14 protein-coding genes are annotated in these 17,001 nt (G+C 44.5%); 13 read left to right on the plus strand and 1 reads right to left on the minus strand.

Annotation, left to right across the window (positions count from 1 at the left end):
• The first annotated feature begins 1 nt into the window (after position 1).
• The 7 genes from MHH63_RS09310 to MHH63_RS09340 all read left to right on the plus strand — a co-directional run bounded on the left by MHH63_RS09310 (position 2) and on the right by MHH63_RS09340 (position 9,081).
• Positions 2–598 carry a dipicolinate synthase subunit B gene (locus MHH63_RS09310; RefSeq protein WP_036688443.1) on the plus strand — a complete coding sequence of 199 codons (597 nt, stop codon included), beginning with the start codon at positions 2–4 and terminating at the stop codon, positions 596–598.
• A 260-nt stretch (positions 599–858) separates the two neighbouring features.
• Complete coding sequence (gene dapG, locus MHH63_RS09315; protein ID WP_036688442.1) at positions 859–2,082, plus strand: aspartate kinase; 1,224 nt, start codon at positions 859–861, stop codon at positions 2,080–2,082.
• A 16-nt stretch (positions 2,083–2,098) separates the two neighbouring features.
• On the plus strand, positions 2,099–2,974 hold the full coding sequence (dapA, locus tag MHH63_RS09320; RefSeq protein WP_076201735.1) for a 4-hydroxy-tetrahydrodipicolinate synthase: 876 nt from the start codon (positions 2,099–2,101) through the stop codon (positions 2,972–2,974).
• A 510-nt stretch (positions 2,975–3,484) separates the two neighbouring features.
• Complete coding sequence (locus MHH63_RS09325) at positions 3,485–5,164, plus strand: ribonuclease J (protein WP_076127859.1); 1,680 nt, start codon at positions 3,485–3,487, stop codon at positions 5,162–5,164.
• A 201-nt stretch (positions 5,165–5,365) separates the two neighbouring features.
• Entirely contained in the window at positions 5,366–6,133 is a 768-nt protein-coding gene (locus MHH63_RS09330) for a ClpP family protease (RefSeq protein ID WP_076136428.1), read from the plus strand.
• On the plus strand, positions 6,130–6,342 hold the full coding sequence (locus MHH63_RS09335; RefSeq protein ID WP_076127863.1) for a YlzJ-like family protein: 213 nt from the start codon (positions 6,130–6,132) through the stop codon (positions 6,340–6,342). Before MHH63_RS09330 ends, MHH63_RS09335 begins: the two co-directional genes overlap by 4 nt.
• 78 nt (positions 6,343–6,420) lie before the next feature.
• Complete coding sequence (locus MHH63_RS09340) at positions 6,421–9,081, plus strand: FtsK/SpoIIIE family DNA translocase (RefSeq protein ID WP_076301620.1); 2,661 nt, start codon at positions 6,421–6,423, stop codon at positions 9,079–9,081.
• Positions 9,082–9,170: 89 nt separating this feature from the next.
• Here MHH63_RS09340 and MHH63_RS09345 read toward each other — a convergent pair whose 3' ends face one another.
• Positions 9,171–11,135, minus strand: coding sequence for an AraC family transcriptional regulator (locus tag MHH63_RS09345; RefSeq protein WP_248548831.1), 1,965 nt, complete (start codon positions 11,133–11,135; stop codon positions 9,171–9,173).
• Between the two features lie 172 nt (positions 11,136–11,307).
• Between MHH63_RS09345 and sleB the strand changes: the two genes are divergently transcribed.
• The 6 genes from sleB (at position 11,308) to MHH63_RS09375 (ending at position 16,986) form a co-directional block, all read left to right on the plus strand.
• The gene (sleB, locus tag MHH63_RS09350) at positions 11,308–12,174 is read left to right on the plus strand and encodes a spore cortex-lytic enzyme (RefSeq protein WP_036688421.1); all 867 of its coding nucleotides are present in this window, start codon (positions 11,308–11,310) and stop codon (positions 12,172–12,174) included.
• Positions 12,175–12,350: 176 nt separating this feature from the next.
• Positions 12,351–13,589, plus strand: a complete 1,239-nt coding sequence (gene yfmF / locus MHH63_RS09355; RefSeq protein WP_248548863.1) for an EF-P 5-aminopentanol modification-associated protein YfmF — start codon at positions 12,351–12,353, stop codon at positions 13,587–13,589.
• Between the two features lie 2 nt (positions 13,590–13,591).
• Positions 13,592–14,872, plus strand: coding sequence for an EF-P 5-aminopentanol modification-associated protein YfmH (gene yfmH, locus MHH63_RS09360; RefSeq protein WP_076179904.1), 1,281 nt, complete (start codon positions 13,592–13,594; stop codon positions 14,870–14,872).
• Positions 14,873–15,640 (plus strand): elongation factor P 5-aminopentanone reductase, encoded by a 768-nt coding sequence (ymfI, locus tag MHH63_RS09365; RefSeq protein WP_036688412.1) that lies wholly within the window; start codon positions 14,873–14,875, stop codon positions 15,638–15,640.
• Between the two features lie 137 nt (positions 15,641–15,777).
• Positions 15,778–16,041 (plus strand): DUF3243 domain-containing protein, encoded by a 264-nt coding sequence (locus tag MHH63_RS09370; protein ID WP_036688409.1) that lies wholly within the window; start codon positions 15,778–15,780, stop codon positions 16,039–16,041.
• A gap of 177 nt (positions 16,042–16,218) precedes the next feature.
• Positions 16,219–16,986 (plus strand): DUF3388 domain-containing protein, encoded by a 768-nt coding sequence (locus tag MHH63_RS09375; RefSeq protein ID WP_036688406.1) that lies wholly within the window; start codon positions 16,219–16,221, stop codon positions 16,984–16,986.
• The last annotated feature ends 15 nt before the right edge of the window (positions 16,987–17,001 follow it).

The raw sequence follows: 17,001 nt of genomic DNA on the forward strand, positions 1-17,001 counted from the left end.
AATGGATTGGCACGGAAAAACAGTAGGGTATGCGATCACTGGATCTCATTGCACTTTTGCTGAGGTAATGCCACAAATTCAGCGCTTCGTAGACGGGGGAGCAAACGTAGTACCTATAGTTTCTGCCTCTGTACTAGGAACAGACACCCGCTTTGGGACATCGCAAAATTGGTTAAAACAGTTGAAAGATATAACAGGGAATGATATCATTTCTACAATTGTTGAAGCGGAGCCGCTGGGTCCTTCCAAGCTGCTGGATGTGCTGACAATAGCACCTTGCACAGGAAATACAACGAGTAAACTGGCTAATGCCATGACGGATAGTCCCGTGCTAATGGCAGCTAAATCACAGATGCGCAACGGACGTCCACTAGTTCTAGCGATATCTACAAATGATGGATTGGGCCTAAATGCCGCAAATATTGCTAAGCTTCTGGTGGCTAAACATATTTATTTTGTACCATTCGGTCAAGATAACCCTGAGGGTAAACCTAACTCGCTCGTGGCACGCATGGATCTTATCCCGGAAGCTTGCTATGCCGCTTTGCAAGGTAAACAACTACAGCCGATGATCATCGAACGGTTTCATTCAGCATAGAAAATTGACAGAGCTCGGCTGATTTTGTTGTGGACAATAAAAGGGGAGATGCACCAAATGAGCAATGAGAAGTGCCAAGATAACGTAGTGGAACCAGCTAAGTTCATTGCTATCAAAAAAATATAAGCAGTATTGCTACCGTCCTCAGGTTCGAGGGCGGTACAGCCATTTAACAACTTACTTAACGAATAAGCTCACGTACCGTAATCTTTTCACGAATGATTAGTGTGTTTGCTTTGATAATAATGGGGGAATTATACATGGGTATTCTGGTACAAAAATTCGGAGGAACATCGCTATCCACACCGCAAGCTAGAGAACACGTAATCCGCAATGTCAAAAGGGAGCTGGCTAGTGGCTATAGCCTTGTAATTGTTGTATCGGCTATGGGCCGTCGTGGAGAGCCTTACGCAACTGACACTTTGCTGGATTGGGCCGTGCAGAACGGAGATGCACTTCCAGACCGGGAAAAAGATCTCTTGATGTGCTGTGGTGAAATTATTTCAGCTACTACTCTATGTGGGCTACTGGAGAATGAAGGCATCGCTTCTACAGTATTAACGGGAGCTCAGGCAGGATTTCTGACAGACAGCAACTACGGTAATGCCAGAATTCTGGATGTACGTCCGGAACGCATTCTCCGTGAGCTGCGTGAGGATAAGGTGGTTATTGTTACCGGGTTCCAGGGCCAGACTGAAGCGGGTGATTTGACAACTTTAGGCCGTGGCGGCAGTGATACCTCTGCTACAGCACTGGGTGCTGCTCTTCATGCTGATATGGTGGATATTTATACGGATGTTAACGGGATTCTTACAGCAGATCCACGGATCGTTGAAGATGCTAAGCCATTAACTTACGTTAGTTATACTGAAATTTGCAATATGGCTCATCAGGGAGCAAAAGTCATTCATCCACGTGCGGTTGAGATTGCTATGCAGGCACAGATCCCAGTTCGTGTTCGTTCAACCTTTTCAGAAGCTGAAGGTACGTTGGTTACGAATCCAGAAGGATTTAACGATATCCAAGCAGGGGGAATTGTGGATCGATTCGTTACAGGGATTGCTTATGTCAGCAATGTTACACAGATTTCTGTGGAATGCCCGGACGGTAACGGAACCGGAGTGCAACTGCAAATCTTTAAGAGTATGGCAGATAACGGGATAAGCGTTGATTTTATTAATGTAACACCTACGGAAGCTCTTTATACGGTTTTTGATGACAAATCAGAGAAGGCTATTTCTGCTCTACAGCAGCTGGGTTTGCGACCTAAGAGTTTGTCGGGTTGTGCCAAAGTTTCTGTTATCGGGGGCGGAATTAATGGTGTGCCTGGTATTATGGCGCGCATTGTTGAGGCGCTTAGCTCGCAAAACATTCAAATTCTACAATCCGCGGATTCGAATACAACGATATGGGTGCTTGTGAAAAAAGAAGATATGGTGCAGTCCCTGCGTTCGCTGCATGCTATGTTTGAATTGCACCGCTGACAAGGAGGAATTCAAAGTGGATTTCGGAAGATTAATAACAGCCATGGTAACCCCTTTTGATGGGGATGGAGAAATCAACTGGGATGTAACTTCACAGCTTGTCGATTATTTAATTGAGGTACAGAAATCAGAGGCTTTGGTTGTCTGCGGAACGACAGGGGAATCGCCTACGTTAAGCGATGAGGAAAAGCTGCAGCTGTTTTCTTTTGTGCTGGAAAAGGCGAATGGACGTTGTAAAGTTATTGCTGGAACTGGCAGCAATAACACGAAACATTCCATTCATCTGACGAAGGAAGCGGAGAAAATAGGCGTAGATGGAGTGCTTTTGGTCGTTCCTTATTATAATAAACCGAATCAGGAAGGTCTTTATCAGCATTTTTCCACGATTGCTTCAGAGACTTCATTACCAGTGATTCTATATAATGTTCCAGGTCGAACAGGTGTAAGTATGAGCGTGGCCACTACCCTGCGACTTGCTGAGATTCCGAACATCGTTGCTACGAAAGAATGCGCGTCTGTAGATCAGGTAACACTTATTGCCTCTGCTTGTTCAGATGATTTCCGTGTATATACGGGTGATGATGCCTCAGGTCTTGCCAGTCTGGCTGTCGGTGGATACGGAATTATAAGTGTATCTAGCCATGTGGTTGGTGCGCAGATGTCAGAAATGATTTACGCTTATACCTCCGGCAATGTTCAGCTTGCTGGAGAGATTCATCGCCAGCTGTTCCCGATTTTTAAAGGAATGTTTGAATGCCCACAACCGCTGCCCAATCCTTCAGCTGTAAAATATGCTTTAGGACTCAAGGGGATCCCTGTGGGCGGAGTCAGATTGCCGCTTATTTCGCCAACGGAAGCGGAAGCGGCTTTTATTGAAGCACTTTTTCACTAAGAATTAATCATTGCTGATGTACGTTCTAAACCGGCTACTCTATTGAGGGAGCCGGTTTTTGCATTTATATTTTTTTTCTGAAATATTGAGGCGAATTTAAGGAAAGAATTTGGATACGAGGCGGATGACTTGTCTTTTGCCAAAAAAATCATGTATAATGATCTTAAGTGACTGGGTGCGGTTAAAATTAAATATGCGGTAATCTTCCGTCAATGTAATACATTGTGAGACAGGATAGGTCCCAAGATGAGTCTGTTTAAATAAATGACATGTCTTCGCGCGAGGGGCGCGACGGTGAATTTTGACGGCGTTTGTCCGCTTCAATATGAACTTTACTGCCCGGAATCGGGAGCTTTCGCATTGCGCATTTTACAGATTTCAGGAATTTCCTCGTCGATTGGAAGTTATTGGCTGTTTGAAAGAAATGTGTTCAGCGCCGCTGAAATAATCGAAGTTCGATATTTACCAATAAAAGTATGACGTCCAACATCATAGGAGGGTTAGATTCATTTGTCCAAAAAAAACAACAACGATAAATTGACGATTTTCGCATTGGGCGGAGTCGGAGAAATCGGGAAAAACATGTATGTTATTCAATACGGAGCTGACATTGTAGTCGTGGATTCGGGACTCAAGTTTCCGGAAGAGGATATGCTCGGTATTGACATCGTAATTCCTGATATCTCGTATTTGACAGAGAACCGTGACAAGGTAAGAGGTATTGTGCTTACTCACGGACACGAGGATCACATCGGTGGTCTACCTTATGTCCTGAAGAATTTGAATGTTCCAGTCTATGGAACAAGATTGACTTTAGGTCTTGTAGAGAACAAATTGAAGGAAGCGAACCTGCTGGGTGACACCAAACGGATTCTGATCAACGAAGATTCAGAAATTCAATTGGGGAACTCACTTAAGGTAACTTTCTTTAGAACCAACCACAGTATTCCTGATTCCGTGGGTGTATGCATTGAGACTCCGGAAGGAAATGTTGTTCATACGGGCGATTTCAAATTTGACCACACCCCAGTCAACGGTCAATTTGCAAATCTGCATCGGATGGCAGAGATTGGCCAAAAGGGCGTACTTGCTCTTTTGTCGGATAGTACGAATGCTGAGAAACCAGGCTTTACCCCATCTGAGAAGAATGTCGGTATTGTGCTGGAAGATATTTTCCGCAAGGCTGAGCAACGTGTCGTTGTAGCAACTTTTGCTTCCAATGTGCACCGTATTCAACAAGTGGTTAATGCAGCAGAATCTACGGGTCGTAAGATTACAGTAATTGGCCGTAGTATGGTCAACGTTGTATCCATCGCTTCAGAGCTTGGATATTTGAACGTACCTGACGGAATGCTGATCGAACCGGAAGAAATGAATAGAATGGCAGCAAATCGTGTAGTTGTTCTTTGCACAGGCAGCCAAGGCGAGCCAATGTCTGCATTGACACGTATGGCACGTTCTAGTCATCGCAAAGTAGATATCCTGCCAGGCGATACCGTTATTATTGCGGCAACACCTGTGCCAGGTAATGAGAAGTATGTAGGCCGTACTATCGATGAATTGTTCCGTCTTGGTGCTAATGTGATTTACAGCGGTTCCAACTCCGGCGTTCACGTATCCGGTCACGGTAGTCAAGAAGAACTTAAGCTTATGCTTAACCTGATGAAACCGAAATTCTTCATTCCGATCCACGGTGAATACCGTATGCAGCGCAAACATGCTTTGCTGGCAGAATCGGTTGGCGTAGAGCCACAGAACATTTTTATCACTGAAATCGGTGAAATTGTTGAAATCCAGGGCGGTGCCGCTCGTAAGGCTGGTAAAGTAACAGCTGGTAACGTATTGATTGACGGACTAGGTGTAGGCGATGTTGGTAACATTGTATTGCGTGACCGTAAGTTGCTGTCTCAAGATGGTATCTTGGTTGTCGTGGTTACACTTAGTAAGCAGAATGGTGCAATTGTTTCTGGACCTGACATCATTTCACGTGGTTTCGTTTATGTTCGGGAGTCCGAAGGGCTGCTCGACGAGGCTAACCGAATTGTATCCAGTACATTGCAACGCCTGATGAGTGAAAAAGTAAATGAGTGGGCTTCCCTTAAAACAAGCGTAAAAGATTCGCTGGGCCGTTTCTTATATGAACAAACGCGCCGCAGACCGATGATTTTGCCAATTATCATGGAAGTGTAAGGAGAGTTTCTCCTTCAATGAATATAGCTAGGGCTGAGCCCCTTTTCCCCGGAAATATTGGACGGTTTCCACGGGAGAAGGGGTTTTTGTATGTTCATAAGCTGAAAATTGCATAATGCAGCACCCTGAAACGTCATACTAAGGATTGTTAGTAAGGCAACAGCAGACTAGAGCTGCATATAACAAGGGAGAGCTGCGAAGATGAACTACATCGAAGGATCAAATGGAGCAAAAAATGAGGAAGTTGTCCCAGGAGAAACTAATCCGAATCCTAATGAAAATATGCCGCCCACTACAATGGGAGCGATTAAGGAGCTTGGACAAACAGTAGTCCCAAGTGGAGAGCCTGATATTTTTTGCTTAACGATTATTGGTCAGATTGAAGGACATATTGTTATGCCTCCACAGAACAAAACAACAAAGTATGAGCATATCATTCCGCAGCTGGTGGCAGCTGAACAGAATAAAAACATCAAAGGCCTGCTTATCATTTTAAATACGGTAGGTGGAGATGTAGAAGCGGGATTAGCAATTGCGGAAATGATTGCATCCCTCTCCAAGCCAACGGTAACCGTAGTCATTGGAGGCGGGCACAGCATCGGGGTGCCGATTGCAGTTTCCTCCACTTATTCGATTATTGCTGAAAGTGCAACGATGACGATTCATCCGATTCGAATGAATGGTTTAGTGATCGGAGTGCCGCAAACTTTCGAGTATATGGAGAAAATGCAGGAACGTGTCGTTAAATTTGTGACTTCCCATTCGCGCATTTCTGAAGAACAGTTCCGTGATCTCATGTTTAAGACAGGTGAGCTCAATCGTGATATCGGGACGGCTGTGGGGGGCTTGGATGCCGTTAAATATGGTCTGATGGATGAGGTCGGCGGGATCGGAGCGGCACTTGCGCATCTTAACCGAATGATCGGCGGGGATTTCTCAGCATCGACTCCAGGAGGGATTACGCAATGACACTGTACACAGTAGTTGCAATGGAACAGGTGTGGGAGGGGGCATTTAACAATTATGCCGCAACCCGAGAAGTTAGTGTGCAGGGCATGCTGATGCAGGTTGAACCGATGGAGGAAGGACGTGCGCGGATTGTGAGATTATTGGATTGTCCGCTGAACCGTTATCTAGATCCGGCGTTCTCTCCAGGTTCGATAATTACATTAACATAAAGATTCATTTTCTGACAAAAGAGAACATAGGTACGCCACGCCATTATATGGTATAATGTTGTTCCGGGGGTGGCTGGCGTGGCTAAACGAAAAAAGAAGAAGAAAAAAGCGCTGCTCGGCAGCGTTTTAAAATATGAAATATATGGAATTTTATTAATAACTATTTCCGTCATTGCACTGTCTGGTGAAGCAGCCGTAGGGCGCTCACTTTCAAGTATGGCGGGTTACTTATTAGGGAGATTTTATTTTGTGTTGCCGCTTATCGGCATTTTTTATGGACTTATGGTGATGATCCATCGAAGATGGCCTTCCTCGTGGAACAGCAGGCATACTGGCGTGCTTCTGCTTCTATTGTCTATGTGCCTTATGAGCACAATATCTGCAATGGAGCAGAAGCTTGGCCCGTTGTCTTTGTTACATCCTGGCAATGTAATGACACAAATACATAATGATCTTTCGGGATCACTTTCACCTGGCTCGAACGAAAGCAATGTCTATATGCTGGGTAAGGATATAAGCGGAGGGTACATTGGCGGGTTGGAGTATGCAGCGCTGTTATGGCTTTTTGGTAGTCTGGGCGCTAAGCTGCTTATGATCGTCATGCTGGCGATCAGCTTTATGCTAATTACCAACTTGTCCTATGTGGAGATTTTTACGCTTTTGCGAGTGCGCTTGGTTAAGTTTGTGGAGGGGATTCGTCTCCATGCTGCAAACCGTCCTAAGGCGGTTCCCGTAGCGGCCAGACCTTCTAGAGCCGCTGCTCCAGCTAAAGCTCGGCAGGTGAAGCAGCCTGTCTATGATGACGAGGAGGAAGAAGACGAAGACGATCGGTATTTGCCTAATCGCAAACAACCTGTCCTTTTGAAAAAAATATCTGGCTGGTTCTCAGGGTCCACGCGTTCACAGGTGGAAGCAGATTCTGAGGATGACGATCAGGGTCCAATTGTGACAAGTGCTTCAACCGGTCCGATTATTTCGGGATTAACTCCAGATAGTCATGTAATTCCATTAGACGATATCGATCATGATTTTGATGATGCGGATCTGGATATTGAACCTGTGACGCCTATTATTCGTGACTTCTTTGAACATATCCGTTCAGAAGGGTTAAACGAAGAAGACCGGGAAGAGTGGAGTGAATTCTCACCCGCAGCTCGTGGTGAAGCAGCTAAACCTGCTGTAGCCGGACCTAATGCCGTTAAGCAGCAGCCTACGGATGAGTCTGAGGAGAATGTAAGCATAGACTTGGAAGGCCTGCTAGGTGCTTCTCCAGATGGAGAGATTATTCCTGCTCCTCCAGCACCACCGCCACCGAAGCCATATAAGCTGCCATCGTTCCGTCTTCTAGCCAAACCTAACAATGGTGGCAAAGCTGGAGATCAGAATGATTATATGCAGACTGCCCGTAAGTTAGAAGCAACACTTGAAAGCTTTGGGGTACGGGCTAAGGTGCTGGAGGTAGTAAGAGGCCCAGCGGTTACGAGGTATGAGATACAACCGGATATTGGGGTTAAGGTTAGCCGTATTGTAAATCTGACGGATGACATTGCCCTTGCACTTGCGGCCAAAGACATTCGGATGGAAGCGCCGATTCCGGGTAAATCTGCAATAGGAATAGAAGTTCCGAACTCTGAGGTGTCTATTGTTACCATGCGCGAAGTTATGGAAACACAGATTTTTCAGGAGGCTGAATCCAGATTATCGATTGCTTTTGGCCGTGATATTTCCGGCCAGACCATTATTGGAAATCTGGCTAAGATGCCCCATTTATTGGTGGCCGGTGCAACTGGCTCCGGTAAATCTGTCTGCATCAACGGGATTATAACAAGCATCTTATACAAAGCTAAACCTGATGAAGTTAAATTCCTCATGGTCGATCCTAAGATGGTAGAGCTGAATGTGTACAATGGAATTCCCCATCTTTTGGCTCCGGTTGTCACAGATCCAAAGCGGGCTAGCCTAGCTTTGAAGAAGATTGTTGTGGAAATGGAGAAGCGTTATGAGCTATTCTCCAAATCGGGAACACGGAATATGGAAGGTTATAATAAGCTAATGGCTGAGAATCCAGCGGCAATTCTCCCGTATATCGTTGTTATTGTGGACGAGCTTGCGGATTTGATGATGGTTGCAGCCAATGATGTCGAGGATGCAATTTGCCGACTTGCACAAATGGCGCGGGCGGCTGGAATTCATTTAATTATCGCTACACAACGTCCTTCAGTAGATGTCATCACAGGTTTAATTAAAGCTAATATTCCATCCCGGATCGCTTTTGGCGTATCGTCCAATGTGGATTCACGTACCATTTTGGATATGCCCGGTGCAGAGAAGTTGTTAGGCCGAGGTGATATGTTGTTCTTGCCAATGGGCGCATCTAAACCTATTCGTGTACAGGGAGCTTTTATGAGCGACCAAGAAGTAGAGACTATTGTTCAATATGTCAGCAGTCAAGGTGAAGCCGAATACGATGAGTCCATCGTTCCTGAAGTGGATGATACGATCACAGAGGATCAGGAGCCGCAGGATGAATTATACGAGCAGGCCGTACAAATTGTGCTGGAGGCTAAACAGGCTTCAGTGTCGCTGCTACAGCGTCGTATGCGTGTCGGTTATACCCGTGCAGCCCGGTTGATTGACTCTATGGAGGCTCGTGGAGTCATCGGTCCTTACGAGGGCAGCAAGCCGCGTGAGGTGCTGGTGTCACTTGAGCAATATCAGCATAACAAGATCAGCTCCTAAGCTGGACAAGCCCGTCGAAATCTTCAATAGACAGTAAAAGAGATGGCCACTTTATGAAGTGGACCATCTCTTTTTTGTATCCTGAGTACTTATTTGACTCTTGGTGCAGCAAGCAAAGCTTCAACAATATAATCCAGTTGCACATTTAGAGAATAGATATCACTGTAATAACCTAATCCAAAATCAATTTCCATCAAACGGCCTTCTTTCACGGCAGGGATATTGTTCCAAATTGGGTTTTGGGTCAGATCAGCCATACCATCATAAGAGGAGCGGAAGATATAGTCACCGCTGTATTTGCCAAGGACTTCAAAGGATACGGATTCGCCATCCGCACCAGTCGCCGTATCTATTTTCTGTTGAATGATTTCCGGCGCCTTCATGCCTAAATATTCATAAATGATTTGCGAACCACGTCCGAATTGTTTGCTTGCCACAACAGCCATACTGTTGTCTTTTCCACCTTCCATGATGGATATTGTGTGATCCAGAATACCAGCTTCTTGCAGCTTTTGTTTGCTGTCTTCAACTTTTTTATGGAAATCAGTAAATAATTCTTTTGCTTGATCTTCTTTGCCTACGACTTGTCCAATAAAGGACACCCGTTCTTCTGTTGACATTTTTTCATACGGAACTAACACTGTTGGTGCAATTTGGTGGAGGGCTTCATAAGTTTCCTCTGACGGCACGATGATAAGATCAGGATTTAGAGCAAGGATTGCTTCAGGGCTAGCCTCAAACCAGGTGCCAAGCTTTTGCACATCTTTTAGCTCATCTTCAAATGCAGCACCCTCGGACACATCGGATACACCTATAGGTTTAATGCCTAGAGCCAGTACATCACCGAGCAAATAAAGAACTACGACTCTTTGTGGACTAGTGGGAACGGCAATGTCTCCTTTAACTGTGGAAATTATCCGGGTTTGTTGTTCGACAGCAGCTTTGTCTGTATTTGCTACTGTACTTGTTTCTGCTGAGGGGGTTGGTGTCCCATTGCTTGACGCATTTGAATTTGTGGTTCCCGTGGAACAAGCGCTTAACACTATGGTAAAGCATAATAACAGGGTGAGCAGTAATGATGGTTTGGCATTTCTAAACATTGGTAATTCCCCTTCTCCGTTATAATGATAATGATTATCATAATCAATATAACGGAGAGGTTGTGTTCGGGCAATGTCAGTTTGCGCACCTTGGGATGGCATATCACGCCAACTGGGTTGGGTGATCAATTTATTTTTGTATCGGACAGGGGAGGTTCCGTAATATTTTTTGAACATTTTTCCTAGATAATAGCCATCAGGATAACCTACTGCAATTGCGATGTCATGCAAGCTCGCCTCAGTGTTCAGGAGCAGTATTTTCGATTTTTCCATGCGGATGCTGATTAAGTACTGAGCAGGGCTAGTCTGCAGTCGTGTTCTGAATAATCTGGATAATGTTCTAGGGCTGCTGTTTACCGCTTTAGCTAATTTTTCAAGAGAGAAGGTTTCCTTATAATAAGTCTGCATATAGCGAATTGCTTGATTTAGCGGATCAGGTTGGATTAACTGTGTTTCCAGCGTATGCAGCTGCCTAAGCAGCTCATAAATCCATTGATAAAACAGTGTTTTAACATGCAGCCGATCCAAAAGACCTGTTTTGCCCCAATCAGTAAACATGTTCTCCATCTTATCAAATAAGGGCAGTGGACTAGTAGGCGTAAATCCATATTGGAGATTGAAGGGATTATTGTGTTCCATAATTGCTTTTAGATTGTTGCGTGAGGCGAGTGAAAGGTTTGCTTTATATAAAATTAAGTAATACTCCAGTAGTTCCTCCGTGCGTAAAAATTGAATGTTCATTCCTTTTCCACCATGAAGGATATGAAAGTTGCCGATCTCATGCGGGATCTCGTCAATCAGTATTTCGGCTTTGCCGTTTATGATCAACAAGAATGCGCTTGAGGGCAGCTGATAATGTGAATTCAGATCACTAGATCGTTGAAAAGTATGGCGTATATCAATAATTTCTATTAATGCGTGGTTCCACAATAAAATGTGGTCCTTTAAATTCATGATTAATATCAACTCCAACGTTTTCTTATTTCGATTATAGTTGATAATTATTCTCAATTACAATGAAATGCTATTACTTCTTTTTTAGTAATGCATAGGATGTCCTGACAGTCGTCATAATAACTTTAGCCATCCATGCAGAACTCACAAAAGAAAGGTAGAGCGAACCCCTATGAAGAAACATAAGTTGTGGATCTTTGCTTCTTTAACCCTTGCACTTGCTGCCGCGCCGTTTGCAGGAATGCTGCTCCAGGGTAATGGCATAGTACAGACCAAGCAAAGTGCTGCTGCGTCATTTGTCCATGAACTAAATCATCCTGAAGAAGAGGCCTTGCCTGCCTTCAGCACGACTCCGATTAAACTCGGTTCTTCTGGTCAGGATGTTTATGAGTTGCAAGGACGTTTAAAACATCTGGGCTTTTATGAAGGGAAAATAGACAGTCAGTTTGGTCCGAAAACGAAAAATTCAGTAACGTGGTTTCAATGGAAGTTTGGAATGAAGTCTGACGGCATCGTAGGCGCTAAGACTAAGCTGAAATTGTATAACGCAACTAAGAACTGGAAGCCAACAGAGTCGGCTTCAGCAACCGGAAATAATACAGCAAACAACAACACCGGTAACAAAACAAATACAACCAATAATTCGGATTCAGCGTCTCTGTCTTCAGGGAATACGATGGGATTATCAGAAAATGATCTCAAAATTATGGCTAATGCCGTCTATGGTGAGTCAAGAGGTGAACCTTTCGAAGGACAAGTTGCTGTTGCTGCAGTAATCTTGAACCGGGTAAAATCCCCGAGCTTTCCAAATACGCCGTCTGGCGTTATTTTTCAGCCGGGAGCTTTTACAGCTGTAGCTGACGGGCAGATTTATTTGGAGCCAAATGAGCAGGCACGAAAAGCAGTGCAGCAAGCGCTGAATGGCTGGGATCCTTCGGGTGGATGTTTGTATTATTTCAACCCTAAAACGGCGACCTCCAAATGGATTTGGACTCGTCCACAGGTCAAGACTATAGGCCAGCATATTTTCTGTATGTAGATAAGTAAAGAAGTAAATCCAGAGAGCAACCGGGAAGAGGCATCCGGTTGCTTCCTTACTTTGGAATGGTTTAGAATGGTTATTAATTCATAAACATGTTAATGAGCAACTATCCACGCGGTAAAGGAGTTTTGGACTTGACTAATAATGTATTTCAGCATGGCAACGTTGCAGGTATGCGTATTCACGTGATGCCTACCAAGGCGTTCAAGACCTACGCCATCTCACTTTATGCCGGCGTCCCACTTAATGAGGATACGGTCACCCCTACAGCACTTGCTCCATTTGTGCTCCGCAGAGGTACCGCTTCTTATCCAGAGACTACTCAATTCCGTGAGCGTTTGGAGGAGCTGTATGGCGCTGGATTTGGTTTTGATATTTATAAAAGAGGCGATTATCAGATTGTTCAGTTTCGCATGGACACCATTAATGACTCCTTCGTGCAGAGTCAGGAGAGCTTACTTGAACAATCCTTTGCTTTCCTAGGAGAAGTCCTGACCCGTCCGTTGGTGGAGGATGGAAGCTTCCGTCCTTCCTATGTTGCAACAGAGCGTGAAACAGTGCGCAAGAAGCTGGAATCTATCGTAAATGATAAGATTCGTTATGCTGCGGAACGCTGTATCGAAGAAATGTGCCGTAACGAGCCCTATCGTCTTCATCCACTGGGTCAAAGAGCAGATTTGGATCGGATTACCCCAAAAAGTTTGTACGAATCTTATAACTCATGGCTGGATGGAGCCATTTTGGATCTCTATGTTGTGGGAGATACGACTACTGAGGAAGTTGAAAAGCTTGTGCAGCAGCACTTCGGACGCATTCAGTCGGAGGTGGGCTTATATAGCTCCAAGTTTGTCCCAGTATCCGTCAGCGAGGTGCGGACGGTAGAGGAGAAGCTGGATGTCAGTCAGGGCAAGTTGAACATGGGTCTGCGCACATCGATTACGTATAAGGACGATACATATGCGTCCGCACTTATGTACAACGGAATATTAGGAGGGTATCCACACTCCAAACTCTTCGTCAATGTACGGGAGAAAGCCAGTCTTGCATACTATGCTTCTTCACGCTATGACGGTCACAAGGGGATTGGAACGATACAATCAGGCATCGAAACGCAAAATTACAACAAAGCTGTTGAAATTATAGAGAAACAACTGGAAGAGATGAAAGCTGGCAATATCAGTGATCTGGAGTTAAGCCAGACCAAAGCCATGATCCGCAATCAGCTTTCCGAGATTCCGGATTCTGCTTTTGAGATGATCTCTTACGACTTCAACCGCCAGTTGTCAGGAAAAGAACGGACAGCGGATCAGCTGCTAGAAGAGGTGGAACAAATCGGTGCAGGGGAAGTAAAAGCTGCAGCGGAGACCTTTCAGCTGGATACGATTTATTTCTTGACAGGGAAGGAGGAATAGAGATGGAACAGATTCAATACGACAGACTTCAAGAGACCCTTTATCATGAGGTGATGGAGAATGGGCTTCAGGTTTATGTATTGCCAAAACCAACATTCAAAAAAACTTACGCCACATTTGCAACTAAATATGGTTCTGTAGATAACCATTTTCATGTCGCAGGTGGAGAAGAGACCACTGTTCCTGATGGTATAGCTCACTTTTTGGAGCACAAAATGTTTGAAGAGCCAGAAGGCGATATTTTTGCCACTTTTGCTTCAAATGGAGCTTCAGCTAACGCTTTTACAAGTTTTGATCAGACGGTTTATCTTTTCTCGGCAACAGAGAACATAGAGACCAACCTTAGTACACTCGTTGATTTTGTACAACGACCTTATTTTACGGATGAGAATGTAGAAAAGGAAAAAGGGATCATTGGTCAAGAAATCAATATGTATGCAGATAATCCAGACTGGCGCGTGTACTTTGGCCTTATTGAGGCGATGTATTCGAAACATCCGGTTCGGATTGATATTGCCGGAACTATAGAGTCGATTAGTACGATTACGAAAGAAACACTGTACACTTGTTACAACTCTTTTTATCATCCCAGCAATATGCTGTTGTTCGTAGTGGGTGGTGTGGATCCGGAGAAGGTATTCTCCTTGATTCGCAGCAATCAGCAGGGGAAATCTTATGGTAAACAAGGTGAGATTAAGCGTATTTTTGAAGAGGAGCCGGAACAAGTCGCTACGAAGCGCTTAGAAAGCAAACTCGCTGTTTCGATGCCTAAGATTATGTTTGGATTTAAGGAAAAAGTTGATGGTCTTACAGGTGAAGCTGCGCTTAAGCGTGATCTCGCCACAAAGCTTATGCTTGATTTGCTGGTTGGCAGCAGCACAGCGTTGTACCAAAAACTCTATGATGAAGAACTGATCTCAGACAGCTTTGGCCATGAATTTAATAGTTCAGAACAATATGCTTTTTCAGCTATGGGTGGAGATACCAAAGACCCGGATTTGCTGCTAAAACGAATTAAAGAAGAAGTGGATCAGATCTTAAAGTCTGGCTTTGCTGAGAAGGATTTCGAGCGGGCACGGAAAAAGAAAATAGGCGGATATTTGCGCATGCTGAACTCCCCTGAAAGTATCGCACATGAATTTACACGTTACCAATTCCGCGGTGGTGACCTGTTTGAAGTTCTGCCTATTTACGAATCGATTACTTTAGCTGAAGTGAATGAGCGTTTACATGCCCATGTAAATTGGGAGCAGCTCGCTGTTTCACTAGTGGTGAGTCCTTAAATGGCGCTTTTGGGAGAGAGCAACAAACCATTAGGAGAAATGACAGTTCTGGTGACAGGGGGCAGCGGGGGAATCGGTGGCGCCATTGCAGAACGGTTTGCCTCTGTAGGCATGAATATTGTTATTCACTACAAGCACTCACATGAAGCTGCTAATGATGTCGCTCGGCGTTGTATGGCTCTTGGAGCAAAGGTAATGACTGTAAATGCGGATATGAAGGATCGCAGTCAGATTGTACGAATGGCGGAGAAGCTTGAAAGTAATGGAATGCAGCCGGATATTCTTGTCAACAATGCCGGTAAATCTCATTATGGGATGCTGGCTGATGTGAGTGAAGAGGAATGGGATGATATTATGGCCATTAACTTGAAAGGTACCTTTATGTGCAGCCAGATTTTTATGCCGTACATGGTATCCCAGCGTTATGGTCGAATCATCAACGTTTCTTCCGTGTGGGGAATATCGGGAGCCTCTTGCGAGGTCGCTTATTCAGCCAGTAAAGGCGGAGTAAATGCGTTTACTAAGGCGTTAGCCAAGGAACTAGCACCTTCTGGCGTAACTGTGAACGCGGTAGCTCCAGGAGCGGTTAATACGAATATGTTGTCTAACCTACAGGAGGATGAGGTCCGGATGCTGGAGGATGAGATTCCGGCGGGACGTTTGGCTACACCGAACGAGATCTCCTCACTGATTTACTTTTTAGCATTGCCTGAATCCGGGTATATTACTGGGCAGATCATTAGCCCTAACGGTGGCTGGATTACTTAATGCTTAACTTGGAGAAAAGCTCCAGCATAAGAATCTATCGTCTGAGACATATTATAAGTGTTGTTTTTTAATCTCTCGTAAGGCGGCTTACAGCCTGTATGCAGGTGTTTGACCGTAAACATGAAGGAGGATTTAAGATGACACAAGACGATAGCGTAATCAAAAATTTTGACACCTGGAAGAAATTCCTAGGTAAACGGGTTGTACAGGCGGAGAAACTTGGGATGAGTCAAGATACAATCTCAAAGCTGGCTTTTGAAATCGGGGAATTCCTTGATGAAAAAGTGGATCCAGCAAACACTCAAAACCGTGCGATCAAAGAGCTATGGGATGTCGGCAACGATGAAGAAAAGCAAACGATTGCTAAACTCATGGTCAAGTTGGCGAAAGACAACGCCTAAGCTTGCGGAAAAGCTCCCCCTGTGGGAGCTTTTCTGCAATTATTACAGGACTGACCTTGCCTTTCATTTTTATTTTATATATCATTAACATGACCCGTGTAAAAGACCGCTTTGCCGGGGCAGCTTTTTTTGCTGTATTGGCAAAGGGTAGGGAAAAGGAATCTATGAGGTGTACAAGTGGAATATAAACAGTGGTATATGGAATACAAGATTCACAAGAACAGACCCGGTCTGCTTGGTGATATCGCTTCAATGTTAGGGATGCTGGAAGTTAACATTCTGACGATTAATGGAGTTGAAGGAAAAACTCGCGGAATGTTGCTGGAGACCAATGATGATGAGAAAATTATGCTGATGGGCGAAATGCTCAAAAAAGTTGATAATATTACAGTTTCAGCTCTGCGGTCTCCAAGGCTCGTGGACAAGCTGGCTGTGCGCCATGGGCGATATATTGAACGGGATTCAGATGATCGGAAGACGTTTCGTTTCACCCGCGATGAGCTAGGTCTATTGGTTGATTTTCTCGGTGAGCTGTTTAAAAAAGATGGGAATCAGGTTATAGGACTTCGTGGTATGCCCCGTGTAGGAAAGACGGAATCCATTATAGCTGGCAGTGTCTGTGCTATGAAACGCTGGACATTTGTCTCCTCCACATTATTGCGGCAGACGGTGCGCAGTCAATTGGCTGAAGATGAGATGAACCCACATAATGTATTTATAATTGATGGTATAGTTAGTACGATCCGCTCTAATGAGAAACATTATAATTTATTGCAAAATGTTATGAGCATGCCAAGCACAAAGGTTATTGAGCATCCAGATATTTTCGTACGCGAATCTGAGTATAGTTATGATGACTTTGATATTATTATTGAGCTGCGGAATAATCCAACGGAAGAAATCTTGTACGAGTCATTTACGACGAGCTACAGTGATGATTTATAGAACACAAACGATGAA

The organism is Paenibacillus sp. FSL H3-0310 (genome assembly GCF_038002785.1).
Lineage (GTDB): Bacteria > Bacillota > Bacilli > Paenibacillales > Paenibacillaceae > Paenibacillus_AQ > Paenibacillus_AQ odorifer.

Bases quoted from the DNA above. Each gene is read 5' to 3' on its own strand.
- MHH63_RS09310 (WP_036688443.1), top strand. From the start codon at position 2: ATGGATTGGCACGGAAAAACAGTAGGGTATGCGATCACTGGATCTCAT.
- dapG (WP_036688442.1), top strand. From the start codon at position 859: ATGGGTATTCTGGTACAAAAATTCGGAGGAACATCGCTATCCACACCG.
- MHH63_RS09330 (WP_076136428.1), top strand. From the start codon at position 5,366: ATGAACTACATCGAAGGATCAAATGGAGCAAAAAATGAGGAAGTTGTC.
- MHH63_RS09335 (WP_076127863.1), top strand. From the start codon at position 6,130: ATGACACTGTACACAGTAGTTGCAATGGAACAGGTGTGGGAGGGGGCA.
- MHH63_RS09345 (WP_248548831.1), bottom strand. From the start codon at position 11,135: ATGAATTTAAAGGACCACATTTTATTGTGGAACCACGCATTAATAGAA.
- sleB (WP_036688421.1), top strand. From the start codon at position 11,308: ATGAAGAAACATAAGTTGTGGATCTTTGCTTCTTTAACCCTTGCACTT.
- yfmF (WP_248548863.1), top strand. From the start codon at position 12,351: ATGCGTATTCACGTGATGCCTACCAAGGCGTTCAAGACCTACGCCATC.
- yfmH (WP_076179904.1), top strand. From the start codon at position 13,592: ATGGAACAGATTCAATACGACAGACTTCAAGAGACCCTTTATCATGAG.
- ymfI (WP_036688412.1), top strand. From the start codon at position 14,873: ATGGCGCTTTTGGGAGAGAGCAACAAACCATTAGGAGAAATGACAGTT.
- MHH63_RS09370 (WP_036688409.1), top strand. From the start codon at position 15,778: ATGACACAAGACGATAGCGTAATCAAAAATTTTGACACCTGGAAGAAA.